This window comes from Achromobacter spanius (assembly GCF_002812705.1).
In the GTDB taxonomy this organism is placed as follows: Bacteria; Pseudomonadota; Gammaproteobacteria; order Burkholderiales; family Burkholderiaceae_B; genus Achromobacter; species Achromobacter spanius.
Window position 1 is genome coordinate 5,818,938 of sequence record NZ_CP025030.1, and the last position, 24,751, is coordinate 5,843,688.

Sequence of the window (24,751 nt, forward strand, 5' to 3'; positions counted from 1 at the left end):
TCACCTCAAACAATGACCACTATCCTCCCGAACCTTCCTACCGGCCAGAAGGTCGGCATCGCCTTTTCCGGCGGTCTCGACACCAGCGCGGCCCTGCTGTGGATGCGCAACAACGGCGCCATCCCCTACGCCTACACGGCCAACCTGGGTCAGCCTGACGAATCCGACTACGACGAAATCCCCCGCAAGGCCTTGGCCTACGGCGCTGAAAATGCCCGCCTGATCGACTGCCGCGCGCAGTTGGTGGCCGAAGGCATTGCCGCCCTGCAAGCGGGCGCGTTCCATATCTCGACCGCCGGCATCACCTACTTCAACACGACGCCCATCGGCCGCGCCGTCACCGGCACGATGCTGGTGGCCGCCATGAAGGAAGACGACGTCAACATCTGGGGCGACGGCAGCACGTTCAAGGGCAACGACATCGAGCGCTTCTACCGCTACGGCCTGTTGACCAACCCGGACCTGAAGATCTACAAGCCCTGGCTCGACCAGCGCTTCATCGACGAACTGGGCGGCCGTTCGGAAATGTCCGAATACATGCGCCAAGCCGGCTTCGACTACAAGATGTCGGCCGAAAAAGCCTACTCGACCGACTCCAACCTGCTGGGCGCCACCCACGAAGCCAAGGACCTGGAACAACTGAATTCCGGCATCCGCATCGTCAAGCCCATCATGGGCGTGGCGTTCTGGCGCGATGACGTGGCCGTGAAGGCCGAAGAAGTCACGGTGCGCTTCGAGGAAGGCCAACCGGTCGCCCTGAACGGCGTGGAATACAGCGACCCGGTCGAACTGCTGCTGGAAGCCAACCGCATCGGCGGCCGTCACGGCCTGGGCATGAGCGACCAGATCGAAAACCGCATCATCGAGGCCAAGAGCCGCGGCATCTACGAGGCACCGGGCCTGGCGCTGCTGTTCATCGCCTACGAACGCCTGGTCACCGGCATCCACAACGAAGACACTATCGAGCAGTACCGCGAAAACGGCCGCAAGCTGGGCCGCCTGCTGTACCAAGGCCGCTGGTTCGACCCGCAAGCCATCATGCTGCGCGAAACGGCCCAGCGCTGGGTTGCCCGCGCCATCACCGGCGAAGTCACCATCGAACTGCGTCGCGGCAATGACTATTCGCTGCTGAACACCGAATCGGCCAACCTGACGTACGCGCCGGAACGCCTGTCGATGGAAAAGGTTGAAAACGCCCCGTTCACGCCGGCCGACCGCATCGGCCAACTGACCATGCGCAACCTCGACATCGTCGACACCCGCGAAAAGCTCTTCACCTACGTGAAGACCGGTTTGCTGGCGTCCAGTGGCACGTCGCTGCCGCAACTGAAAGACGTGGCCAAGAAGAAGTAATTCTTCAGCGCCAACGAAAAACCCCTCGATGATTCTCATCGAGGGGTTTTTTATTGCGCCGGCACCGCCATGGAAGCCGACGCGCCATGAACTGATCGGGCCGCTACAGCTCTACCTGCATGCCCATTTCCACCACGCGGTTGGCGGGAATCTTGAAGAACTTCGTGCTGCGCGTCGAGTTCCGCGCCATGAAGGAAAACACGGCGCGCCTCCATCGCAACAGCGCGGGCTTGCGTGCGGCCACCACCGTTTGGCGCGACAGGAAATACGAGGTGCGCATCGGCTCCAGATCCAGCTCGGGATACGCTTCGGCCACCAGGCGCAACGCCTCCGGCACATCCGGATCTTCCTTGAAGCCGTAATTCACTGTTGCCGTCCAGCTCGACGACGAAAGCTTGTTCACCACGAAACGCTCTTCGGGCGAGATGTACGGCACGTCGGCCACCAGGATTGTCAGGAACAGCACGTGGTCGTGCAGCACCTTGTTGTGCTTCAGGTTATGCAGCAGCGCCGGCGGCACGTTGCCCGAATTCATCGTCATGAAGATCGCGGTGCCCGGCACGCGCGATGGCGGGTATTGCTCCAGTTGCTCCATGAATTCCTTCAGCGGCTGCCGGTCACGTTGCTGCATGTCCGACAGCAGGCGGCGTCCGCGACGCCACGTCATCATCAGCGTGAACACCACAATGGCCACCAGCAGCGGCAACCAGCCGCCTTCGTGAATCTTGAACACGTTGGCCGAAAACAGCAGCACGTCAAACAGCAGCAAGAAGCCCAGGACAGCGAACCACGCCATGCGCTTGATGCCCGTCGTACCGCGCGGCAGCACGGCGAAAGCCAGCACCGACGTGGTCAGCATCGTGCCCGTTACCGCAAACCCATAGGCCGCGGCCAGATTATCGGAATTGCGGAACAGCAGCACCAGCACCAGCACCGCGCACAGCAGCAGCGCGTTGACCTGCGGCAGATAGATCTGGCCCTTTTCCACGGCGGACGTATGCAGGATCTGCATGCGCGGCCAAAAGCCCAGTTGGACCGCCTGGCGCGTGACGGAGTACGCGCCGGAAATCACGGCTTGCGACGCCACGATGGTGGCGATGGTGGCCAGCGCCACCAAGGGCACGAGACCCCAGTCCGGCGCCATCAGGAAGAACGGGTTGCGGATGGCTTCCGGGTTGCGCAGCAACAGCGCGCCCTGGCCGAAATAACACAGCGTCAAGGCCGGCAACACCATGCTGAACCAGGCGCCGCGAATGGCGGGCCGGCCGAAGTGGCCCATGTCGGCGTACAAGGCCTCGGCGCCCGTCAGCGCCAGCACGACGGCGCCCAGCAGCACGAAACTGATCAGCGGAAATTCGACGACAAAGCGCAGGCCCCACATGGGGTTCAAGGCCGCCAGCACTTCCGGGGTCTGCCAGATTTGCCAGCCGCCCAAGGCGGCCAGCGTGCCGAACCACACCAGCATCACCGGGCCGAACAGCTTGCCCATCAAGCCCGTGCCATGCGATTGAATCGCGAACAAGGCCACCAGCACCACCAGCGCTATCGGCACCACCCAGCGATCCAGGGTGTGCGACACGATGCCGATGCCTTCCAGCGCGGACAACACCGAAATGGCGGGCGTAATCATGCTGTCGCCATAGAACAGCGCCGCGCCGAATATCCCCAGCACGATCAGCACCCAGCGCAATTTGCCTTCGCGCGACCGCACCGCCAATTCCAGCAGCGCCAGCGTGCCGCCTTCACCGCGGTTGTCGGCGCGCAGCACCAGCGTGACGTACTTCAGGGACACCACCAGCATCAGCATCCAGAACAGGATGGACAGCACGCCCAGCAAATGCGCGGGCTCCAGATCGGTGTGCACGCTCAGGCCGGTCAGGCAGGCCCGCAGCGTATACAGCGGACTGGTGCCGATGTCGCCATACACAACGCCCAAGGCCCCCAGGATCAGCGCCGCGCGCGACGACGGCGCATGCACGCCGCCCGCATGGGCGCCAGTCGGGGAAGGGACACCAGCCGGGGCTTGGCTCATGATCGGAGTTCTTGACGAGTAAGTTGAGCCCCTTTGCGGGGGCCGGGGAACACGACGGACAGCCGTGTTCCAGAGAAGTCGGGGCGGCTGGTCAGTTTCCACCAGGCGCCATGGGCGTGCGCGATCTCGCGCACGATGGCCAACCCCAGGCCCGAGCCGCCGGCCGTGGCGGTGGGCGAACGGTAAAAAGCTTCAAACACGCGGTCGCGTTCTTCGGGCGGAATGCCGGGCCCGTCATCCTCGACCGTCAGCGACGGCGGGTTGGCGCCCACGATCAGCGTGATGCGGCCGGTTTCGTTGCCATAGCGCAAGGCGTTGTCGATCAGGTTGCTGAGCAGTTCGGCCAGCAGCAAGGGATCGGCATCGATCCAGATCGGAGCGTCCGGCGCCACCAGGTCCAGTTCGTAGCGCGCCTCGCGCACGCGCGGAAACCACTCGGCGCCATGCACCCGCACCCATTCGCACAGGTCGATGCGCACAAAGCTGTCTTGCGGACGGGCATTGGGGTCGGCGCGCGCCAGCACCAGCAATTGCTGGCCCAGGCGGATCATCCGGTCGCTCACGGCCTTGATGCGCTCGGCACGCGCCCGAACATCGTCGGGCAAGGGGCGCGCCAGCATCAGTTCGGATTCCAGCCTCAGGCCGGACAAGGGGGTGCGCAGTTGGTGCGCGGCATGGCCGATAAAGCGGCGCTGCGCCGCCAGCGAGGCATCCAGCCGCAGCAGCATGTCGTTGGTGTGCGTGACCAGGGGCTCGATCTCGACCGGCACGCCGGCCACTTCCAAAGGCTGCATGTCGTCAATGGAGCGCTGCCGGATTTCCTCGGACAAGAGGTTCACCGAGCGCAGCCCGGAACGCACGCCCTGCACCACCACCCAGGTAAACAACGCAATCAGCGCAATCTGCCCCACCACCATCAGCCAGAAGAAATCCTCGAGCATCCAGAGCGACATGTCGATCTTGTGCGTGATCACCCATGTGGCCGCCAGGTCCAGCAGGACAAGCAGCAGAATCGGGGGCATCAAGCGAATGACAAGATGCCGGGCAAGCGAGCGGGAAGGGAGCAAGGGGCGAGTGGGCGTGGGAGCAGAAGGAGTGCGTTCGTGCGTCATGACGCGATACCCTCGCTTGGGCGGATGGAAGGGCGCAGCCGGAACCTGCCGGCGGCGCCAGGCCCGTCAGGCCGTTTCCACATCCAGCATGTAGCCGAAGCCGCGCACCGTCTGGATGCTGGCGCCGGTGCCTTCCAGGCGTTTGCGCAGGCGGTAGACGTAGACTTCGACCGCGTTTTCGCTGAAATCGGCATCCCAGGCGGACAGGGAGTTCACTATCTGGCGCTTGGTGACGACACGGCCCACGCGGGCCATCAGCATTTCCAGCACGGAGAGCTCGCGCACCGACAAGGACAGGCGTTGGCCATTGGCGCGTACTTCGCGGCCGACCGTGTCGAACACCAGCGGGCCGACTTCGATCAGGGGTTGCGCCTGGCCCGCGCGCCGCCGGCCAAAGGCACGCACGCGCGCCGCCAGCTCGGGCAGTTCAAAGGGTTTGGTGACGTAATCGTCGGCGCCGGCGTCCAGGCCCGCGACGCGGTCTTCGATGCCGTCGCGCGCGGTGAGGATAAGGACGGGGACTTGATTGCCGTCCTGGCGCAACTGCCGCAGCACATCAAGCCCGCTCATGCCGGGCAAATTTAGGTCGAGCAGCATGAGGTCGTAAGGCTGACCAGCCAAGGCGCCCAGCACTCGGTCGCCTTCAGTCAGCCAGTCGACCGCATAACCCTGGTCGGCCAGGAATTCCTGGAGCGCATGGCCCAGGGTGGTGTCGTCTTCGATTACCAGAACTCGCATGCCGCGATTCTAGCGCGATCCGAAAAAAAAGGGGCGCGAAATGCGCCCCTTCCCTGGATTCGTTCACCCGCCGGACGGCGCCCCAGCGGGAGCCGGGGTGGCGCTGCCCGGGGTTGCCCCAGCCGGCGCTTCGCCAGTCGCGGTGCCGCTGGAAGGCGGCGTCGTGATGAACCCGATGCGCGACATGCCCGAACGGCGCGCCGCGGCCATCACCTTGGCCAGCGTTTCGTAGCGCGTGTTCTGATCGGCGCGAATGCGGATCTCGGGTTGCGGCTTGGTGCCGGCGATCGACTTGAAGCGATTGGGCAGGTCGTCAATATTGACCGGCTTTTCGTCCCAGAACAGCGCGCCGCTGGCATCAATGGCCAGGTCGACCGTCTTGGGTTCTTCCTCGATCTGCTCGGCGGCCACCTGGGGCATGTTGATCTTGATCGAATGCGCCAGCAGCGGGGCCGTGATGATGAAGATCACCAGCAGCACCAGCATGACGTCAATCAGGGGCACCATGTTGATCTCGGAAACCGTATGGCTTCCGGACCCTTTTCCCTCGAAGCTGCCAAAGGCCATTATTCGCTCCCGCGTTGAACCGCGGCGCCGTTACCGTTCTGGCGGCGCAGGGCGCGCACCTTGCCGTCGGACAGCATCACTTGCTGGCCGGTGGTCAGGAACGCGAACAGGTCATGGGCAAAGGCGTCCAGGCGCGACAGGAACACGCGGTTGTTGCGCACGAAGGTGTTGTACGCCAGCACCGCGGGAATGGCCACGGCCAGACCCAGGCCCGTCATGATCAGGGCTTCGCCCACCGGACCGGCGATGCGGTTGATGGTCACGCCGTCGGACAGGCCGATACCGACCAGAGCGTGATACACGCCCCACACCGTGCCGAACAGGCCGACGAACGGCGCGGTGGAACCCACCGAGGCCAGCACCGTCAGGCCGTTCTCCAGCTTGGCGGTTTCTTCGTCGATCACCTTGCGCATGGTGCGCGTCACGAAATCGGAGTTGCTGCCCGACTCTTCCAGCTTGGTGGCGCCGAACTTGTTATGGTGCGCCTGCGCGTGCATCGCGTGGCTGGCCAGGTGCGAGAACGGATCGCGCGCGCCGTGCGTGCTGATTTCGTGCTCGACCTGTTCAAGCGAGCTGGCGTTCCAGAACTTGTTCAGGAAGTCCGCCGAACGCTTGCGCATGCTGACATTGCTGGCGGCCTTGACCAGGATCAGGTACCAAGTCACCAGCGACATCAGGATCAGGATGACGAACAGGCTCTTGCCCACGAAGTCGCTCTGGGCGACAAAGTGCAGGAAGCCCATGTCGGGGGTGGCGACCGGGGCGGGCGCGGGCAGCGACGGCAGCGTGGCGGCGGCGCTTTGCAGCGCATCAGCCGATTGCTGAACGACGCCGGCGCCGGCCGTGGCGGCTTGTTGGGCTGCGGGCGCAGCGGCGGCGGCAGCCGGTGCGGCCGGGCTGGTCGTCGCCTGCGCCACCAGGGTGGCGCCATGCAGTGCGTTGGACATCTCAGTTCCTCATTACGAAATCGAACGGAATTTTGGCTTTGGCGGGATAGGCCACGCCGTTACGGGTATAGGGCTTGAACTTGGCCTTGCGAGCCGCGGTCAGCGCGGATTCATCCAGCCTCGAAAAGCCCGATGACGTGTCGATCGTTGCGCGTTCCACCAGGCCCTGCGTATTGATCTCCACCAGCACCAGCACCCGCCCCTCTTCCCGCATGCGGCGCGATGCCATCGGGTAGGTAGGCATGGGCCGCGCGCCCTGGAATTCGATGCTCGACACCAGCACGGGCTGATCGGGCGGCGGACCCTGCTGCGGGCTTGCCGAAGCCTGGGCGCCATCGACCGCGCCCGTGGGCGGTGTCTGTGGCGGCGGCGTCTCCGGCTTGGGCTCGGGTTTGACTTCCTGCTTGGGTTGCGGCTTGGGTTTGGGCTTTGGTTTGGGTTTGGGCTTCGGCGCCGGCATCGGCGGCTTTTCAACCACCGGCTCGGGCTCGGGTTCCGGTTCGGGCTTCAATTCAGGCTCGGGTTCGGGCTCGGGTTCCGGCTCGATTTCGGGCTGCGGCTCGGGCGGAGGCTCAACCACCGGCTGCGGCGGTTCGGGCGTGGGTTCAGCCTTGGCGACCTGCGGAATGGGCGCATCGACCAAGCTGACCATGACGGCCTCGGGTTCCTCAAGCTCAGGACGAGTCGTGGGCGCCATGAAAATGGCTCCGATTACAGCCGCGTGAAGTGCGACAACCGCCAGTCCGGCGCCAGCGCGTATACCAAATGAAGACGGCGAAGAAGAATTCGAACCGCGTTGAAAACTAGGCATGAATCAGCCAGGGTGCATTGACTTATCCGGCCAGCTAGACGAAGACGCCGCCCAAAAAAAAGCGGCATCTGCCAGCCGGTACAAGCCGATCATAATATCTTAAATGCGAATGATTCGCACGTCCTATTTCGTCTGGAATAGCGTAACACTGCCCTACCGGGTCAAACCAGAAAGCTCAAAACGTGTACAAGAAAGCTTGCGAAAGCGCAAAAGAAGGCGGGCGGAGCGAGCGGCGCCCAAAGCAAAAAACCCGCCACGTTAAGGTGTGCGGGTTTCGCTGGAAGAATCGGCAAAAATGCGAATGTTGCGAATGTTGCGGATGTTGCTTTTGGTGGGTGCTACAGGGGTCGAACCTGTGACCTACGCCTTGTAAGGGCGCCGCTCTACCAACTGAGCTAAGCACCCGATCCTGACACTTTCAGTGCTGCTTGAACTCGATGATTCGTTCAAGGCAGTGACCAATTCGCAGCCAACTCGGGGTACTCAAAAGCAATACGCGGGCCGGAGTATACCGGACCGCGTCATTGTCGGCAAATCGCGTGGGGCCGGTGCCCTGCGATTGCCTTGCCGTCCATTAGTTGACGGCGTCCTTCAGGGCCTTGCCCGGACGGAACTTCGGCACCTTGGCCTTCTTGATCTTGATGGTTTCGCCCGTACGCGGGTTACGGCCGGTGCGAGCAGCGCGAGCCGACACGGCAAACGTGCCAAAGCCAACCAACGTTACCGTGCCGCCTTTCTTCAGCGTGGTCTTGACGGCACCGATCAGGGCGTCGAGCGAACGGCCGGCGGCAGCCTTGGAGATATCGGCCTTGCTGGCGATGTGATCGATGAGTTCAGTTTTGTTCATTCAGGTGTACCCCTCACAAGGTATGGAGTCTGGCGAGACCGTGGGGTTCATGGCTGTCATGAGGGGACGCCACCAACTAATCGCAAGGTCCGACAAACGACGAACAGACAGTGGATAGACTTTTCTTGCGCTGCAAAAGCACAACTTTTAAACTGCTGCGCCGCTTAGGATTTGATGGCATAAATGCCTTCAAACCGTCAGCGACGCAGAGGTGTATTAGGCCTTGGCGCAGAGCCGCTGTCAAGCAAAAACCTCACCACAACCCGCGCCAATACTAGCTTTTAGCCGCTTTCGCAATAAACACAAACGCGCATTTCGGGGTTTGCGCGACACCAAAGAAAACACTTCAAGCCTGAATCAAACATCCGCCCAGCGGCGCAGCAAATTGTGATAAATGCCGGTCAGTTGCACGATCGATGCATGCCCCGCCACGTCTTGATTCAGCCGCTGGATGGCCACGTCCATGTCCAGCAGCAATGCGCGCTGGCTATCTTCGCGCACCAGGCTTTGCATCCAGAAAAACGAACTGACGCGCGCACCGCGCGTCACCGGATTCACCTTGTGCAGGCTGGTACCCGGGTACAACACCATGTGCCCCGCGGGCAACTTCACCGCGCGCGGTCCGTAGGTGTCATCGATGACGAGTTCGCCGCCGTCATAGGAATCAGGTTCCGAGAAAAACAGCGTGGCGGACAAGTCCGTGCGCACGCGTTCGGCCGTACCCGTGATGCCCCGCACCGCGTTATCCACGTGGTAGCCAAAGGCCTCGCCGCTCTCATAACGGTTGAACAGGGGCGGGAAGATCTTGCGCGGCAAGGCCGCTGACATGAACAGGTTGTTCGTGGCCAGCCGCTGCAGGATCAGGTTGCCCAGTTCCTGCGCCAACGGATGCTGTTCGGGCAACTGACGGTTGCGCTTGACCTCGGCGGACTGGTAGCCCGCCGTGACCTTGCCGTCCACCCATTCGGAGGCATCCAGCCGCTGGCGGATATCAGCCGCCTCGTCGGGCGTGAAAACGTCTGCAATCTGTATAAGCATGAGCCGGAGTCCTTGAAGCGTGCCAGTCGCAAAGACGTCCGGCACGCCGTTGCCGAATTATCCCTTCAGGCAAGCATTGAGCGCCTGATCGAAATCAAACAGCAGATCGGCCTCGTCTTCGATGCCGACCGACACACGGATCAGGCTGTCCGCGATGCCCATTTGCTTGCGGCGTTCGGCGCCCATCTCGTAATAGATGGTGTGCGCGGCAGGCAGAGCCAGGCTGCGGGTGTCGCCCAGGTGCGTTGCCATCAGCACAATGCGCAGGCGGTTCAGGAAATCAAAGCAGTCCACCCCATCGGCCAGCTCCACGCCCAGCAAGCCACCAAAGCGCGAGCCGAACAAGGCGGCGGCGCGCGCATGCTGCGCGTGACCCGCCAGGCCGGGGTAATGCACCTTGGCCACGCCAGGGTGCTCGTTCAGAAAGCGGGCCAGCGCCAGCGCGTTGGCGCAGTGCTTGGCCATGCGCAACGCCAGCGTCTCGGCGCCCACCGCGATGCGGTGCGCGGGCTCGGCCGCCAGCGTGCCGCCCATGTCGCGCAAGCCCTTCTTCTTGATCTGGGTCAGACCCCAACTGGTGGACGGACCCTTGCGGTAGGCGTCGTAGATGTTGGAGTAATCGGCCCAGTCATACAGGCCCGTGTCCGTCACCGCGCCACCCAGCGCGTTGCCATGGCCGCCGATGTATTTCGACAGCGAATTCATCACCAGCGACGCCCCCACGGCTGACGGGCGGAACATCCAGGGCGACGTCAAGGTGTTGTCCACGACGTAGACCAGATTCTTTTCGCGGCAGATCTCGCCGATCACGGCCAGGTCAGCCACTTGCGTGCCCGGGTTGGCGATGGTTTCCGTGAAGACCATGCGCGTGTTCGGTTGAATGGCCGCGCGCACTTGCGCCGCGTCCGTGGCGTCAACAAAGGTGATCTCGACGCCCAACTCAAGCAGCGTGCCCAGCAGGCTGTTGGTATTGCCGAACACGAACTGGCTGGACACCATGTGGTCGCCGCGGCGTAGCAGGGTCGTGAAGATGGCCGACAGCGCCGCCATGCCCGTGGCGAAGCTGACGGTGCCCTTGCCGCCTTCCATGTGATTGATCTTGGCTTCCAGCGCCGTGGTGGTGGGCGTGCCTTGGCGTGCGTACGTAAAGCCCGCCTTGCCCTGGAACACCGCGGCCAGCTCGCGCGCGTCGTCGTAGGCGAATTCCGATGACGGATGCATCGGCTTGTGCACCGCTCCGTGCTCGACGGATTGCTGGCGGTCGGAATGGAGGATCGTGGTGGTAAAGCCGTTCTGGTGCATGATGGGCTGAATAAAGAAAGATCTGGAAAAAAAGCTCAGGCTAAAAAGTCGGCCGAACCGGTCAGGCTTTGCGCTGACGCACGGTTTCGTACAGGCAGACGGCGCTGGCGACGCTGACGTTCAGGCTTTCCACCGAACCCAGCATCGGAATATTCACCAACTGGTCGCAGGTTTCGCGGGTCAGGCGTCGCATGCCCTCGCCTTCGGCCCCCATCACCCACGCCATGGGCTGGCGCGCGTCGATCTGGTGCATGCTCTCGGTGGCCTGGTCATCAGTGCCCACCAGCCACACGCCGCGGTCCTTCAGGCTGCGCATGGTGCGCGCCAGATTGGTCACCATCAGATAGGGGACGGTATCGGCCGCGCCGCAAGCCACGCGCTGCACGGTGGCGTTCAACCCCACCGCGCGGTCACGCGGGGCGATCACGGCGTGCACGCCGGCCGCATCAGCCGTACGCAGGCAGGCGCCCAGATTGTGCGGGTCCGTCACGCCGTCCAGAATCAACAGCAGCGGCGGCCCTTCGATCACGTCGAGCACTTCGTCCACGTCCACCGCCAACTGGCGCTCGTCGGCCAGGGCAACCACGCCTTGGTGGCGCGTGCCGCGCGACAGCCCGTCCAGTCGCTCCATCGGAACCGGATGCACGCGGCAGCCCGCCTTCTCGGCTTGTTCGATGAACGTCTGCATGCGCTTGTCGCGGCGCGAGGCCTCGACATAGATTTCCTTGATCGACTCGGGCGCGTGGCGCAGCCGCGCGACAACCGCGTGAAACCCGGCTAGAACTTGGGTCGACGCCATAAATGCAATACCTTTAGATAAACGAATACCCGCCCCAAAGGGGGCGGGCTACCGGACCAAGCCGGCCATCAACGCAATGTTACCCCTTATGGCCGTACCGCCCTACGGCGGGGCGGCCATGAAGGCACCATCAACCTGAAGGTCAATGGCGCTTGTGCGTCGCCTTTTTTGCCGGGGCGGCGCGCTTGGCCGCCCGAGGCGGCTTGCCCGCTTTCTTGGCGTCCGCGCGGCGTTCCTTGGCGGTCTGGCCTTTCAGCGCGGCCGGTTTCGGCGCCGCCGCCTTCTTCACGCGGCGCACCGGCTCGTCAGGACCCCGGGCAGATGCCTTGCGCAAGGCGTCGAAACTCGTGCCCTGCACCAGACGGAACTCGATACGGCGCGCTTCCAGATCAACTCGCGCCACCTGCACCTGCACCTTGTCGGTCAGGCGGTAGCGCATGCCCGTGCGCTCGCCGCGCAGTTCATGCAGCCCATCGTTGAATTGGAAGTACTCGCCGCCCAGTTCGGACACGTGCACCAGCCCTTCAACGTGCAGCGTATCCAGCGTGACGAAGATGCCAAAGCTGGCCACGCCAGTCACGGTGCCGCTGAAGTCCTCGCCCACACGTTCCTTGACGAACCAGCACTTGAGCCAGGCCTCGACGTCGCGAGACGCCTCATCGGCGCGGCGTTCGGTGGCCGACAGCACCAGGCCCATCTTTTCCCAGATGGCCTGTTCATGTTCTTTCTGCGTGCGACCGATGACCACCGCATGGTCGTCCAGGCTGGGCACATAGCGCTGCCCGGCCAACAGCGCCTTGATGACACGGTGCGTCAGCAAGTCGGGGTAGCGGCGAATGGGGGACGTGAAGTGGCTGTAGCCCGGGTAAGCCAAGCCAAAGTGGCCCATGTTGTCGGGGCTGTAGACGGCCTGCTGCATGGATCGCAGGCACATCGACTGCAGCAACTGGTAATCGGGACGGCCGCGCACGGTATCGAGGAAATCGCCGTAGTCCTTGGCCGTGGGCATGTCGCCCCCGCCCAGTGACAAGCCCATCGTACGCAGGAATTCGCGCAGCGACTGCAGGCGTTCCGGCGTGGGGCCTTCGTGGATGCGGTACAGGCCGGGATGCTTGCTGCGCGTCATGAAGTCGGCCGCGCAGGTGTTGGCGGCCAGCATGCATTCTTCAATCAGCTTGTGGGCATCGTTGCGCACCGACGGCACGATTTGTTCAATGCGGCCCAGCTCGTTGCAGACGATCTTGGTTTCAACGGTGTCGAAATCAATGGCGCCCCGCTTCTTGCGGCCCTGCACCAGCAGTTGGAAAAGCTCGTACAGGTGCTGGACATGCGGCAACACGTTGCGCATCGCGGCGGCGGCGGGGCCACCGGGCTGCTGCAACGCGGCCCAGATGTTCGTGTACGTGGTGCGGGCCTGCGAGTGCATCACCGCGTTATAGAACTGGTAGGCCGTGACCGTGCCGGCCTTGGCGCCCGTCGCGGGGATCACCATGTCGCACACCAGCACCAGGCGGTCTACGTCGGGGTTCAGCGAACACAGCCCGTTGGACAGGGATTCCGGCAACATCGGAATGACGCGGCGCGGGAAGTACACGCTGGTGCCGCGTTCGATGGCGTCGTCGTCCAGCGCATCGCCGGGACGCACGTAATGGCTGACGTCGGCAATGGCCACCAGCAGGCGCCAGCCAGGACGCTTGCGTTGGCCCGTGCCGAGCTCGACGGGTTCGCAATACACGGCGTCGTCGAAGTCGCGCGCGTCTTCGCCATCGATGGTGATCAACGGCACGTCGCGCAAATCAACGCGGTCTTTCAGGTCGCTCTTGCGCACCACGTCAGGCAGGCGGGCTGCCTGCTTGCGGGCGGCTTCCGAGAATTCGACCGGCACGTCGAACTTGCGCACGGCAATTTCGATTTCCATGCCGGGGTCGTCGATTTCGCCCAACACTTCGGCCACACGGCCCAACGGCTGCGTGTGGCGAGTGGGCTGCTCAATGATTTCAACCGCGACCACCTGCCCATGCTGGGCGCCATTGGTATCGCTGGGAGGAATCAGGATGTCGTGTTTGATGCGCTGATCTTCCGGCACAACGATGGACAAGCCATGCTCGTGCAAGAAGCGGCCCACCAGCTTATTGGTGCGGCGCTCAATGACTTCAACGATGGTGCCTTCCGGCTTGCCCCGGTATTCGCCGGTGGGCTTGACCAGCACGCGGTCGCCATGCAGCACCTTGAGCATTTCGCGCGGGGACAGGAACAAGTCCGGCCCGCCATCATCGCGCAGCAGAAAACCGAAGCCGTCGCGGTGACCCAGCACCTTGCCGGCAACGAAGTCCAATTTGGTGGCCAACAGCAAGACGCCCTTGCGGTTGGGCATAAGCTGGCCGTCGCGCTCCATGGCGCCCAGGCGGCGTTCAAATCCGACCATCGTCGCCGCGCGCTCGACGCCCATGCGTTCGGCCAATTCCACCGGAGACAACGGCGAACCTGCGGAACGCAGCGCGGTCAGAATGGCTTCACGGGACGGGACGTCAGGGTCGAAGTCCGGCGGCGCTTCGGGCAAGGATGTTGATCTGTTGTTTTTCGATTCGTTATTCGATCGTTTTGCCAAAGCTGAAATTTCCGTATATAATGCGCAGCTTCTGTGGTTCGCCCAAGGCTGAACACTGAAGCAGAAATGGTCAGAAGGGTTGCAAATCAGGTGTCAAAACCAAGCTTGCCACCCTAGGTCGAAAGACCACATTGTAAAACCAAGTGCGCTCAGGACGCATGTTTTAGTTAAGTCAGTATGTTGAAAACAACGCAAGTTGAAATTCACATACAGCGCTTAATAAAAACAATGCAACTAGGGCCGCAGCGTATCACATAGTTCTGACAAGTATCTCTCAGTGCCCAGGTGGCGGAATTGGTAGACGCGCACGGTTCAGGTCCGTGTGCCGCAAGGTGTGGAGGTTCGAGTCCTCTCCTGGGCACCACGGAATTTAAATCGAATCCGTTTTCAAACGGGTTGGATAGCAAGAAGCAGCATTACAAGCAGTACCAGCAGCAAACCTGCTAGAGCAAATAGCTCTTCCAGTGCCCAGGTGGCGGAATTGGTAGACGCGCACGGTTCAGGTCCGTGTGCCGAAAGGTGTGGAGGTTCGAGTCCTCTCCTGGGCACCACCCGCATATAAGTCAGAACAGCGTCAGCGCTGGGTTGATAGCAAGGCTGAAGGCCCCGAATATCGAAAGATGCTCGGGGCTTTTGCTTTATGCGCGCCGATAAGCGCAAGCGGCTGACATTCGGGGCTGACATTCGGGGCTGACATTCGGGGCTGACATTCGGGGCTGACAATCGATACATCGGGCGCATTATCCGATGCACCCGATTTGCGCCCAGCCGATTTGATTATTCGCCCTCTTCCCACCTAGCCATGGGTGAAGACATTAACGCCACGGCACCTTGCGCTGCAAATGATGGCGCGCATAAAGATCCTCACCCATCCCTTCGATCTGCCCGTCGATCAGCGCTTCGAACGGCCGCAACAACGCGTCGACATTCATCGGGGATTCGATTGCGTTCAAGGCGTGCGTCACGGCTTCAACGGTGGATAGCGCGCCCGGAATGTCGGCATGGCGAACGCGATAGCGTGTCGTCAGCCCCGCCGGCAGCATCACGCGCGGCAGCGCCGCCAGCTCCGGGTTGATATGCAGCAGCTTGCGCGCGTGCCCCCAGGTACCGTCCGGCACAATCAATTGAATCGGCTGACCTAGATCCCGGCCATAACCGGGCGTCAAGACGTCGGCGGCAGGCCCTGGAAACAGCAGACGGTGCGCGTAGCCCGGCTTTTCCCACACATCCGGCGTGAAGGTTTCGCCCACCACGCGCCGCGCGCCGGCCAAACCCAGCACCGCCAACCTGGCCGTGTTCAAGGCATGGCGCGCTTCACTGGGATGCTGCAGCACCAACAGACGGGTGCGGCATGACAAGGCGGGGATAAGCGCGCACAGGCAGTGGGATTCGGGGCGCAGGCAACGCGTGCATAGGGCTCGAGACATGGGGCGACACTATAAACGCTGGCCAATAAACTCTTGCTTGCGCACGCCAAAAAAAATGTGCATAATCTCGCTTCTCTGCTGCTGAACAAGAAACGCCGCGCAAGCGACGAAACATGTGAAGCATAGGGAAGAGCAACATAGCCCAGGTGGCGGAATTGGTAGACGCGCACGGTTCAGGTCCGTGTGCCGCAAGGTGTGGAGGTTCGAGTCCTCTCCTGGGCACCAATTATTACATCACGAGGTACCTGTCGTGATGCGCCAAGAAAAACCCCGTTCGTGAAAGCGACCGGGGTTTTTTCTTTTCTTGCCGCGCCCGACGTGGCGGGGCGGCGCGTAGTGCCCTACTTCAGTTCGCGCGTCATCACGACGTGCGGAATGCCGGCTTCGATGAACTCTTCGCCCTCGACGGTGAAGCCGTGCGCCTCATAGAAACCGGCGGCATGCTTTTGCGCGTGCAGCACCAGCATGCGGTGCCCGTCGCCATGGCCCTGTTCGATCAGGGCGTTAAGCAACTGACCGCCCACCCCCATGCCACGCGCCCGCTTGTGAACGGCCATGCGGCCGATATGCCCATCGGGCAAGAGGCGCCCCGTGCCCATCGGCGTGCCGTCGGGGCCATAGGCCACCGCATGCACCGACACGGCGTCGTCATCATCCAGCTCTACCTCCGGCGGCACCTTCTGTTCAACCACGAACACCTCGTGGCGGACCGAATAGGCATCGTCGCGCAGGCGGTCCCAGGTACCGAGGGCAATACGCACCGCTGATTGCTTGTTGGTCGACATCTCCATTTCCTCGCGTGCGGCAGATCAACAATAAATATCCTACGCCGCATTCTCGCAGGGATGACAACGAGACGAAAAGGGGTACGATCGCGGCTTGCCCACGTTGCCCTCACCCAACATGACGCCCGCCGCGCCCCCGACCTGGTTGAAAGCCGCCCCCGCGCTTTTCCTGTTGTTGTGGTCCAGCGGCTTCGTTGTGCTGAAGATCGGCTTGGCTTACGCCGATCCGCTGACTTTCCTGGCCGTGCGTTACGCCTGCGTCGTGCTCATCCTGGCGCCGTTCATGCTGATCATGCGCCCGCCTCTGCCCCAAGGCGCGCGGGCATGGGGCCATCTGGCCATGGTCGGCGTGCTGTTGCAGGCCGGTTATTTCTGCTGCACCTACCTGTCACTCAAACTAGGCATGTCCGCCGCCGGGCTTGCGTTGATTGCTTCGCTGCAACCCATTCTGATCGGCCTGTTGGCGCCCATGATCGCGCATGAAAGGGTCGACGCCCGGCGCTGGGCGGGGCTGGGCCTGGGCGTTGCGGGTGCCGCGCTCGTCATCGTGGCCAAGGCGTCCATCGATGTGCTGGCGCCGCTAGGGCTGCTGTTTGCCGTGGGCGCCTTGCTTTGCATCACCAGCGGCACACTCTACGAAAAGCGCTACGGCGCGGCCACGCATCCCGTCACGTCCAACCTGGTGCAGTACGCCGTCGGGCTCGCCGTGACCGCGCCACTGGCGTTCGCGCTTGAGCCCATGCACATTGAATGGACCGGCCCGTTGCTGGCCGCGCTGGCGTACCTTGTCGTGGGAAATTCGCTGGTCGCCATCACCTTGCTGCTGACCATGATCCGGCACGGCGAAGCCTCTCGCGTGTCCGCCCTCTTCTTCATGGTGCCACCCTGCGCCGCCATTTTTGCGCTGTTGGCGCTGGACGAACCCATCCCGGCGCTGGCGTGGCCAGGCATGGCATTGGCCGCGGCGGGCATTCTGCTGGTTAGCCGCAGCGCGCGCCGGAATCCACAGCCATCCAAGTAGAATGAGCGCCTTCCCGCGCCCACGCCCCTATCCATGAACGCCGTCATCACTGCCGCCCTGCCGGTCTTCGCGCTGATCCTGACCGGCTGGCTGGCTGCCCGGGGCAAGGTGCTGGGACCCGGCGCCACAGACGCCTTGAACCGCTACGTGGTCTACCTGTCCTTGCCGGCGCTGCTGTTTCGCGCCATGACGCAGGTGGATCTGGCGCATATGGCGCACTGGGGCTTTGTGGCCGCCTTCGCGGGCGGCATCGCCGTCACCTTCCTGGTGTCTTTCCTGCCTGGCCGGGGTGGACGGCGCCCACTCACCGACCGCAGCATCGAAGGCCTGGCGGCGTCCTATGCCAATGCGGGCTACATGGGCATCCCGCTGTGCGTGGCGCTGTTTGGCGCGGAAAGCCTGGCGCCCGCCGCGTTCACCACCTTGCTGACCGCCAGCGTCCTGTTTGGCTTTGCCATCGCCCTGATCGAGTTCGACCGGCAACAAGCCCCCAACGTCGGCGTCACACTGCTCAAGGTGGGCCGCGCGTTGATGCGCAACCCCTTGCTGGCCGCGCCGGTGCTCGGCCTGGCCTGGGCGGCTACCGGCCTGACGCTGCCCGAAGGTATCGACCGCTACGTCGCCCTGCTAGGCGCGTCGGCCAGCCCTTGCGCACTGGTCACCATCGGCTTGTTCCTGGCGCAGACGGAGACCGCCACCGCGGGCCCCGGCGTGCTGCGCCTGGTGGTCGGCAAACTACTGCTGCAGCCCGCCGTTACCGCGGTGCTGGCGTTCTATGTGTTTTCGATGCCGCCGTTGTGGGCCTGGACCGCCGTGCTGATGAGCGCGCTTCCCATTGGCACGGGCCCCTTCATGCTGGCGAAGATGTACGGGCGCGACGCCCGCGTGACCTCGCGCGCCATTCTCGTTTCCACCGTCGCGTCCGTGCTCACCGTCAGCTTGCTGGTGGCCTGGATCAGCGCCCACCCCATTTCCTGATTGCCTGTCATGCTGCTTGCCGCCGCCATCTTCATCCTGACCATCACGCTCGTCATCTGGCAGCCACGGGGCCTGTCCATCGGCTGGAGCGCGGTCATCGGCGCCGGCCTGGCGTTGGCCACCGGCGTGGTCCACGTGGCCGACATCGCGGATGTCTGGCGCATCGTCTGGAACGCCACCGCCACCTTTATCGCCATCATCGTCACCAGCTTGATCCTGGATGAAGCCGGCTTCTTCGAATGGTCCGCGCTGCACGTGGCGCGTTGGGGCGGCGGACGCGGGCGGCTGTTGTTCGTGCTGATCGTGCTGTTGGGCGCCGCCGTGTCGGCGCTGTTCGCCAATGACGGCGCGGCCTTGATCCTGACGCCCATCGTCATGGAAATGCTGCTGGCGCTGGGCTTTGGGCCGGGCGCGTCGCTGGCCTTCGTGATGGCGGCGGGCTTCATCGCCGATACCGGCAGCATTGCGCTGATCGTCTCGAACCTGGTGAACATCGTGTCGGCCGACTTCTTCGGCATCGGCTTTGGGGAGTACGCCTCGGTGATGCTGCCGGTGAACCTGATGGCGGTGGGCTCCACGCTGGTGGTGCTGCTGCTGTTCTTTCGCAAGAGCATTCCGCCGCGTTATGACGTCAGCCAACTGCCCGCGCCCGCCTCGGCCATTCGCGACCCGGTCACCTTTCGGGCCGGCTGGATCGTGCTGGGCTTGCTGCTGACCGGATTCTTCGTGCTGGAACCGATGGGCATTCCGGTCAGCGCCATCGCGGCGGCCGGGGCGCTGGGCCTGCTCTTGATCGCGGGACGCCAGCACATCGTGGGCACGCGCAAGATCATGCGCGAAGCGCCCTGGCACATCGTGATCTTCTCGCTGGGCATGTACCTGGTTGTCTACGGCCTGCGCAACGCCGGCCTGACCGCGCATCTGGCGCGGGTGCTGGACTGGTGCGCCGAGTATGGGCTGTGGGGCGCGGCGATGGGCACGGGACTCATCACGGCATTCCTGTCGTCCATCATGAACAACCTGCCCACCGTGCTGGTGGGCGCGCTGTCGATCGCCGACACCAGCGCCACCGGCCCGCTGAAAGACGCGATGATCTACGCCAACATCATCGGCAGCGACCTGGGTCCGAAGATCACGCCCATCGGCAGCCTGGCTACCCTGCTTTGGCTGCACGTGCTTGCGCGCAAAGGGCTGCGCATCACCTGGGGCTATTACTTCAAGGTGGGTATCGTGCTGACGCTGCCCGTGTTGCTCTTGACCCTGGCGGCGCTGGTGTGGCGCTTGCAGTAAATCTGGGGAATCCCCTTGGCGCCGCCCTCTAATAACTTTTAGTTATTAGGCAAGCATTAATTGATGGTATGAGCAATTAAACAGCCGCCGTAAACTCTCATGCATATCCACGGGCGCCATTTCTTGCGCCCGTTTGCTTTGACGAATCCGATCCCACCGGGATACCCCATGAGCTCCAACGCCTCGACCCTGCCCCTGCCCGCGGCCCTGCCGCCCATCCACATCAACCGCAAGCCGCTCTGGATTGCCCTGCTGCTGCTGTTGGCCGGCGCGCTGTATCTGCTTCAGACCGTCAGTTGGCGCCAGGGTGCGCTATGGGTCATCGGCGCGCTGTTGGGCGTCACGCTGTACCACGCCTCTTTCGGCTTCACGCAAGCCTGGCGCGTGTTTGTGTCTGACCGCCGCAGCGCGGGCCTGCGCGCGCAGATGCTCATGCTGGGCGTGGGCGTGCTGCTGTTCTTCCCCTTCCTGGCAGCGGGCACGCTGTTTGGCCAACCGGTCACGGGCTTTGTGTCGCCGCCGGGCGTGTCGGTGCTGTTGGGTGCGTTTCTCTTTGGCGTCGGCATGCAGCTGGGCGGCGGCTGCGCCTCTGGCACCCTGTTCGCCGTGGGCGGGGGCAATACCCGCATGCTGGTCACGCTGCTGTTCTTCATTGTGGGTTCGGTCGTTGCCACCGCCAACTTCGAATGGTGGTCCGCCCTGCCCGCCTTGGCGCCCACCTCGCTGATCAAGACCTGGGGCCTGGCGCCCGCGTTGATCGCCAACCTGGCCGTGTTCGCGCTGATCGCCTGGGGCGCGACCGCGCTTGAAAAGCGCCGCCACGGGCACGTGATTTCCTTCGCATCGCGCACGTCGCGCCCCGTGTCCTTGCTGCAAGGCCCCTGGCCGCTGATCTGGGGCGGCGTGGCGCTGGTGGTGCTGAACTTCGCCACGCTGGCCTTGGCCGGCCGCCCCTGGGGCATCACGTCGGCCTTCGCCCTGTGGGGCGCCAAGACCTTGAACGCCGTCGGTGGTGACGTTGCAAGCTGGGCCTACTGGGCCAAGCAGCCGTCGCTGGGCGCTCCCCTGCGCCAGGACGTCACCACCGTCATGGACATCGGTTTGATGCTGGGCGCACTGGCGGCGGCCAGCGCCGCGGGCAAGTTCGCCCCCGTCTGGAAGGTACCCGCGCGTTCGCTGGCGGGTGCGGTCATCGGCGGTCTGTTGCTGGGCTATGGCTCGCGCCTGGCGTTCGGCTGCAATATCGGCGCCTACTTCAGCGGCATCCTGTCGGGCAGCCTGCACGCCTGGCTGTGGCTGCCGGCCGCCTTCGCAGGCAGCGCTCTGGGCGTGCACCTGCGCCCCGCTTTCGGCCTGGCGGTGGAAAAAACCTCGCAAGCCTCCAGTTGCTGATGCCCCGCTGTTGAAAAACAGTGTTCCACGCACGGCCCCCTGTTTTCAGGGGGCTTTCTTTTTGGGGCGCTGCCGGCTGGTGTATGGTTGCTGCAATTCCGCATCACGGAGAGGAACATGAGTTGGATGCTTGGCCGTTACACGGCCTTTTTGTTGACCCTGGCCGGCGCTGCCGTCACCGCCGTCCTGGCTTTCACCAGTTCGCTCTGGTGGCTGTGGGCCGCCGTTCCTCTGGCAATGCTGGGCGCACTGGGCGTGTACGACCTGATCCAGACCCGCCATGCCATCCGTCGCAACTACCCCGTCATTGGCAATCTGCGCTTCCTGTTCGAGTTCATTCGGCCCGAGATCCGCCAGTATTTCCTGGAAGACGATACGCATGCTGCGCCGTTCTCGCGCGCGCAACGCTCCATCGTTTACCAGCGCGCCAAGCGCGAAGTCGACAAGCGCCCGTTCGGCACGCAGGAAGACGTCTACGGCGACCGCTATGAATGGATCAACCATTCCATGTCGCCCTCGCACATCAACGACACGGATTTTCGCGTAACGGTGGGCGGGCCCGATTGCACGCAACCTTATTCCATGTCGGCCTTCAACGTGTCGGCCATGAGCTTCGGCGCACTGTCGGCCAACGCCGTGCTGGCGCTGAATGAAGGCGCGCGCCAGGGCAACTTCGCGCACGACACCGGCGAAGGCGGCATCAGCCGCTACCATCGCCAACCTGGCGGCAGCCTGGTGTGGAACATCGGCTCGGGCTATTTCGGATGCCGCGACGAACACGGCGCGTTTTCGGAAGAAGCCTTCATCAAGAACGCCTGTACGCCGCAGGTGAAGATGATTGAAATCAAGCTGTCCCAAGGCGCCAAGCCCGGCCATGGCGGCATCTTGCCCGCGAGCAAAGTCACGATCGAAATCGCGGAAGCGCGCGGCGTCGTCGCGTGGCAGGACTGCAATTCCCCGGCCAGCCACTCGGCCTTCGACACGCCCATCGGGCTGCTGAAATTCGTGGCGCGCCTGCGGGAATTGTCGGGCGGCAAGCCGGTGGGCTTCAAGTTCTGCGTGGGTCACCCGTGGGAATGGTTTGCCATCGTCAAGGCCATGCTTGAAACCAACATCACGCCGGACTTCATCGTGGTCGATGGCGCGGAAGGCGGCACGGGTGCCGCGCCCGTGGAATTCGTGGATCACGTGGGCACGCCCTTGCGCGAAGCGCTGCGCCTGGTGCACAACACGCTGATCGGTGTGAACCTGCGTGACCGCATCAAGCTGGGCGCATCGGGCAAGATCATCACCGCGTTCGACATGGCGCGCGTGATGGCCATGGGCGCCGACTGGTGCAATGCCGCGCGCGGCTTCATGTTTGCCATCGGCTGCATCCAGGCCCAAGCCTGCCATACCGGCAAATGCCCCACCGGTGTCACCACGCAAGACCCCTTGCGGCAACGCGCGCTGGTGGTGCCGGACAAGGCGCAGCGCGTGGCTGACTTTCAGCGCAATACACTGCACGCACTGGCCGAACTTCTGGCCGCAGCGGGCTTGACCCACCCGAACCAGTTGCGCCCGCATCACATCGCGCGCCGCATCTCGCCCAGCGAAATCCGTCTGCTGTCCGCGCTGTTTCCCGAGTTGGCGCCGGGTGAACTGCTGCGTGGCGAATTCCGCCACCAGGTCTTCCGCGTGGGTTGGGCGATGGCGCAAGCGGCGTCGTTCCAGCCCACCCAGGACATCACCACGGCGATGGCCGAACACCGCGCATAGGGTTTTTGCCCTTTTCGCGGATGGGCGATGCGCGGGCTACAGCCAGCGCTCGAACATCCGCGAAAAGGTTTCCATGAAGCGGTCGTCGACACCGCGCTGGCCCCACGCCTCTGGGGTAATGCGCACCGAGTCGGCAACATCACGCTGGAACAGCGCTTCCATTTCAGTGGCGAATTCCGGCCCCAGCACCACCGCGTTGATTTCGTAGTTCAAGGCGAAGCTACGCCAGTCCATATTGCTGGACCCCACCGTGGACCAGACCCCGTCAACCACCGCCGTCTTGGCATGCAGCAAGGCGTCGCGCCGCTCATAGAGTTTCACGCCCGCATCGAGCAAGTCGGTGTAGTGCGAGCGCCCCGCATGGAACACCAGCGACGAATCGCTGAAACCCGGCAACACCAACACCACATCCACGCCCCGCCGCGCGGCCGCCGACAGCACGTCGATGAAGGCCGGGTCGGGCACGAAGTACGCCATGGTGATGTGGATGGACTTCTGCGCGCTTTCAAACGCGGACATCAGCGTCAGGTAAACGGTATAGCCGTCGCTGCGATCGGGCTGATTGGCCAGGATGCGCACGGTTGTCGACCCCACGGGCGCGGCGACTTGGGTACCGCCCCCCTTGATCGGCTCGTCTGACTGCGACGCCCACCCCGCCTGTATCACCTGTTCCAGTTGCTCGACCGCCGGCCCTTCGATGCGCAGATGCGTGTCGCGCCAGGGTGAGGCCTTGGCATCACCCTTGCCCTTCGTCGCCTTGGGATCATCTTGCTTCGCGCCGGCCCCGCCGCCCGAGCCCGGGCCGGAGCCCGAGGCCGCGCCTGGCGACGACTCGTACACACTGCTGACATTGATGCCACCCACGTAGCCGACCTTGCTGTCCACCACCAGCACCTTGCGGTGATTGCGCTGGTTGGGAGACCAGCCGGCACGCGCGCTGGCGGGATTGACGGGGTTGAACACCGCGACTTGCACGCCCGCGTCGCGCATGCGCTGGAACAAGGCGTCGGGGGTCTTGATGGTGCCGACGGCATCCACCATCAGCGCCACCTCGGCGCCCCGGTTGCGCGCGGCGATCAAGGCCTCGGCGAAGCGGGCGCCTTCCGCGTCGTCCTCAAAAATGTACGTTTCCATGTGCACGTAGCGGCGGGCCTGCGCGATGGATTGCAGCATGGCCCGATACGTACTGGGCCCGTCCGCCAGCAGCTTGACCCGGTTGCCGGCTGACAGCGGCGCGCCGCTGACGGCTTGCTCCACCGCCAGGTGCCGCGCAAGGAAATCGTCTTTGGGCGTGTCGGGATCCGCCGCAATGCCATGCCCGCGGCGGTAACTGTCGCGGGCCGCGTCAGCGGACAGGCCGGCCTGCGCCTTGCGCGCCTGGCGTTCCTGCGCATCGGGCACGCTGGCGCAACCCGCCGCCACCGTGGCGGCACAGATCAGCAACAGCGCACGTGCCCAACGGCGCGCGCCGGGCAGCCATCCAGGCTTGCCCGGCGCGGATTCAATCCGGCCCTGGGCCGGAGGCGGCTTCACGAGAGAAGCCCGGTTTAACGCCGGCCGCTTGCCACCAGGCACCCCAGCACCGCGCCCAGCAGCGCTGCCACGCCCACCGACTTCCAGGCGTTTTCATGCACGTACTCATCGGCATAAGCTTTGGCGCGATACGCACGTTCGCGCGCCGCACCTTCCCAATCACCCGCGTGGTGGCGGGCTTCGGCCAGTTGCTGCTTCAAGCGCGCGCGCGCGGATTCAATTTCGGAGCCCGTGTAGGAAGCCGTCGAGCGCAAGAGATCTTCAGTTCCGGCGACCAGGTCGCGGAAGCTGTCATTGACCCGATCGCGATGCAGAGCCATCTCGGCGCGTTGGTGCTTTCGATTCATAGTCGCTCCTTGAAAATATTGAGTCCTTGGGACGCCGCCCGCCGCGTGCTTCGACGCACATGGCAA

21 protein-coding genes and 4 tRNA genes are annotated in these 24,751 nt (G+C 63.8%); 9 read left to right on the top strand and 16 right to left on the bottom strand.

The features are described 5' to 3' along the window. The first annotated feature begins 12 nt into the window (after positions 1-12). Positions 13-1,353, top strand: coding sequence for an argininosuccinate synthase (gene argG, locus CVS48_RS26380; protein ID WP_100857035.1), 1,341 nt, complete (start codon positions 13-15; stop codon positions 1,351-1,353). A gap of 103 nt (positions 1,354-1,456) precedes the next feature. Here argG and CVS48_RS26385 read toward each other — a convergent pair whose 3' ends face one another. From CVS48_RS26385 to rnr, 12 genes are all read right to left on the bottom strand, one after another. Continuing rightward, the gene (locus CVS48_RS26385; RefSeq protein WP_100857036.1) at positions 1,457-3,385 is read right to left on the bottom strand and encodes a potassium transporter Kup; all 1,929 of its coding nucleotides are present in this window, start codon (positions 3,383-3,385) and stop codon (positions 1,457-1,459) included. Next, positions 3,382-4,497: a sensor histidine kinase gene (locus CVS48_RS26390; RefSeq protein ID WP_242001146.1), complete on the bottom strand. Its 1,116-nt coding sequence runs from the start codon at positions 4,495-4,497 to the stop codon at positions 3,382-3,384. The genes CVS48_RS26385 and CVS48_RS26390 overlap by 4 nt, the downstream gene beginning before the upstream one ends. A gap of 66 nt (positions 4,498-4,563) precedes the next feature. After that, the gene (locus tag CVS48_RS26395) at positions 4,564-5,235 is read right to left on the bottom strand and encodes a response regulator transcription factor (RefSeq protein WP_006218435.1); all 672 of its coding nucleotides are present in this window, start codon (positions 5,233-5,235) and stop codon (positions 4,564-4,566) included. 63 nt (positions 5,236-5,298) lie between these two features. Continuing rightward, positions 5,299-5,802, bottom strand: a complete 504-nt coding sequence (locus tag CVS48_RS26400; RefSeq protein ID WP_100857038.1) for an ExbD/TolR family protein — start codon at positions 5,800-5,802, stop codon at positions 5,299-5,301. After that, on the bottom strand, positions 5,802-6,749 hold the full coding sequence (locus tag CVS48_RS26405; RefSeq protein WP_100857039.1) for a MotA/TolQ/ExbB proton channel family protein: 948 nt from the start codon (positions 6,747-6,749) through the stop codon (positions 5,802-5,804). The genes CVS48_RS26400 and CVS48_RS26405 overlap by 1 nt, the downstream gene beginning before the upstream one ends. 1 nt (position 6,750) lies before the next feature. After that, the gene (locus tag CVS48_RS26410) at positions 6,751-7,560 is read right to left on the bottom strand and encodes an energy transducer TonB (protein WP_100857040.1); all 810 of its coding nucleotides are present in this window, start codon (positions 7,558-7,560) and stop codon (positions 6,751-6,753) included. 329 nt (positions 7,561-7,889) lie between these two features. Continuing rightward, positions 7,890-7,965 (bottom strand) — tRNA-Val (locus tag CVS48_RS26415). A 169-nt stretch (positions 7,966-8,134) separates the two neighbouring features. Then, positions 8,135-8,407, bottom strand: coding sequence for an HU family DNA-binding protein (locus CVS48_RS26420; RefSeq protein WP_003812968.1), 273 nt, complete (start codon positions 8,405-8,407; stop codon positions 8,135-8,137). 357 nt (positions 8,408-8,764) lie between these two features. Beyond that, a complete protein-coding gene (locus CVS48_RS26425) occupies positions 8,765-9,445 on the bottom strand; it encodes a Fe2+-dependent dioxygenase (protein ID WP_100857041.1) in 681 nt (226 codons plus the stop codon). Between the two features lie 57 nt (positions 9,446-9,502). Then, on the bottom strand, positions 9,503-10,747 hold the full coding sequence (locus tag CVS48_RS26430) for a cystathionine gamma-synthase family protein (protein WP_100857042.1): 1,245 nt from the start codon (positions 10,745-10,747) through the stop codon (positions 9,503-9,505). Between the two features lie 61 nt (positions 10,748-10,808). After that, positions 10,809-11,546, bottom strand: coding sequence for a 23S rRNA (guanosine(2251)-2'-O)-methyltransferase RlmB (rlmB, locus tag CVS48_RS26435; RefSeq protein WP_100857043.1), 738 nt, complete (start codon positions 11,544-11,546; stop codon positions 10,809-10,811). Between the two features lie 142 nt (positions 11,547-11,688). Further along, positions 11,689-14,154: a ribonuclease R gene (rnr, locus tag CVS48_RS26440; RefSeq protein ID WP_100857044.1), complete on the bottom strand. Its 2,466-nt coding sequence runs from the start codon at positions 14,152-14,154 to the stop codon at positions 11,689-11,691. 279 nt (positions 14,155-14,433) lie between these two features. Here rnr and CVS48_RS26445 point away from each other — a divergent pair. Then, a tRNA-Leu gene (locus tag CVS48_RS26445) sits at positions 14,434-14,518 on the top strand. A gap of 102 nt (positions 14,519-14,620) precedes the next feature. Next, positions 14,621-14,705 (top strand) — tRNA-Leu (locus tag CVS48_RS26450). 264 nt (positions 14,706-14,969) lie between these two features. Here the strand turns inward: CVS48_RS26450 and CVS48_RS26455 are convergent. Further along, positions 14,970-15,581 (bottom strand): tRNA-uridine aminocarboxypropyltransferase, encoded by a 612-nt coding sequence (locus CVS48_RS26455; RefSeq protein WP_100857045.1) that lies wholly within the window; start codon positions 15,579-15,581, stop codon positions 14,970-14,972. A gap of 140 nt (positions 15,582-15,721) precedes the next feature. Here CVS48_RS26455 and CVS48_RS26460 point away from each other — a divergent pair. Further along, positions 15,722-15,806 (top strand) — tRNA-Leu (locus tag CVS48_RS26460). A gap of 116 nt (positions 15,807-15,922) precedes the next feature. On the opposite strand, the gene CVS48_RS26465 is transcribed toward CVS48_RS26460, so the two are convergent. Further along, positions 15,923-16,372, bottom strand: a complete 450-nt coding sequence (locus CVS48_RS26465) for a GNAT family N-acetyltransferase (protein ID WP_404976432.1) — start codon at positions 16,370-16,372, stop codon at positions 15,923-15,925. A 112-nt stretch (positions 16,373-16,484) separates the two neighbouring features. Here CVS48_RS26465 and CVS48_RS26470 point away from each other — a divergent pair, with 112 nt between their 5' ends. The 5 genes from CVS48_RS26470 (at position 16,485) to CVS48_RS26490 (ending at position 22,805) form a co-directional block, all read left to right on the top strand. Then, a complete protein-coding gene (locus tag CVS48_RS26470) occupies positions 16,485-17,387 on the top strand; it encodes a DMT family transporter (RefSeq protein WP_100857047.1) in 903 nt (300 codons plus the stop codon). A gap of 33 nt (positions 17,388-17,420) precedes the next feature. Then, on the top strand, positions 17,421-18,365 hold the full coding sequence (locus tag CVS48_RS26475; RefSeq protein ID WP_100857048.1) for an AEC family transporter: 945 nt from the start codon (positions 17,421-17,423) through the stop codon (positions 18,363-18,365). Positions 18,366-18,374: 9 nt separating this feature from the next. Next, on the top strand, positions 18,375-19,655 hold the full coding sequence (locus CVS48_RS26480; RefSeq protein WP_100857049.1) for an arsenic transporter: 1,281 nt from the start codon (positions 18,375-18,377) through the stop codon (positions 19,653-19,655). Positions 19,656-19,823: 168 nt separating this feature from the next. Next, entirely contained in the window at positions 19,824-21,047 is a 1,224-nt protein-coding gene (locus tag CVS48_RS26485) for a YeeE/YedE family protein (protein ID WP_100857050.1), read from the top strand. Between the two features lie 117 nt (positions 21,048-21,164). After that, a complete protein-coding gene (locus CVS48_RS26490; RefSeq protein WP_100857051.1) occupies positions 21,165-22,805 on the top strand; it encodes an FMN-binding glutamate synthase family protein in 1,641 nt (546 codons plus the stop codon). Positions 22,806-22,841: 36 nt separating this feature from the next. On the opposite strand, the gene CVS48_RS26495 is transcribed toward CVS48_RS26490, so the two are convergent. Together CVS48_RS26495 and CVS48_RS26500 are read right to left on the bottom strand one after the other, a co-directional pair. Then, positions 22,842-24,281, bottom strand: a complete 1,440-nt coding sequence (locus CVS48_RS26495; RefSeq protein WP_419191464.1) for a phospholipase D-like domain-containing protein — start codon at positions 24,279-24,281, stop codon at positions 22,842-22,844. 71 nt (positions 24,282-24,352) lie between these two features. Continuing rightward, positions 24,353-24,685 (bottom strand): ElaB/YgaM/YqjD family protein, encoded by a 333-nt coding sequence (locus tag CVS48_RS26500; protein WP_050445943.1) that lies wholly within the window; start codon positions 24,683-24,685, stop codon positions 24,353-24,355. Positions 24,686-24,751: the final 66 nt, after the last annotated feature.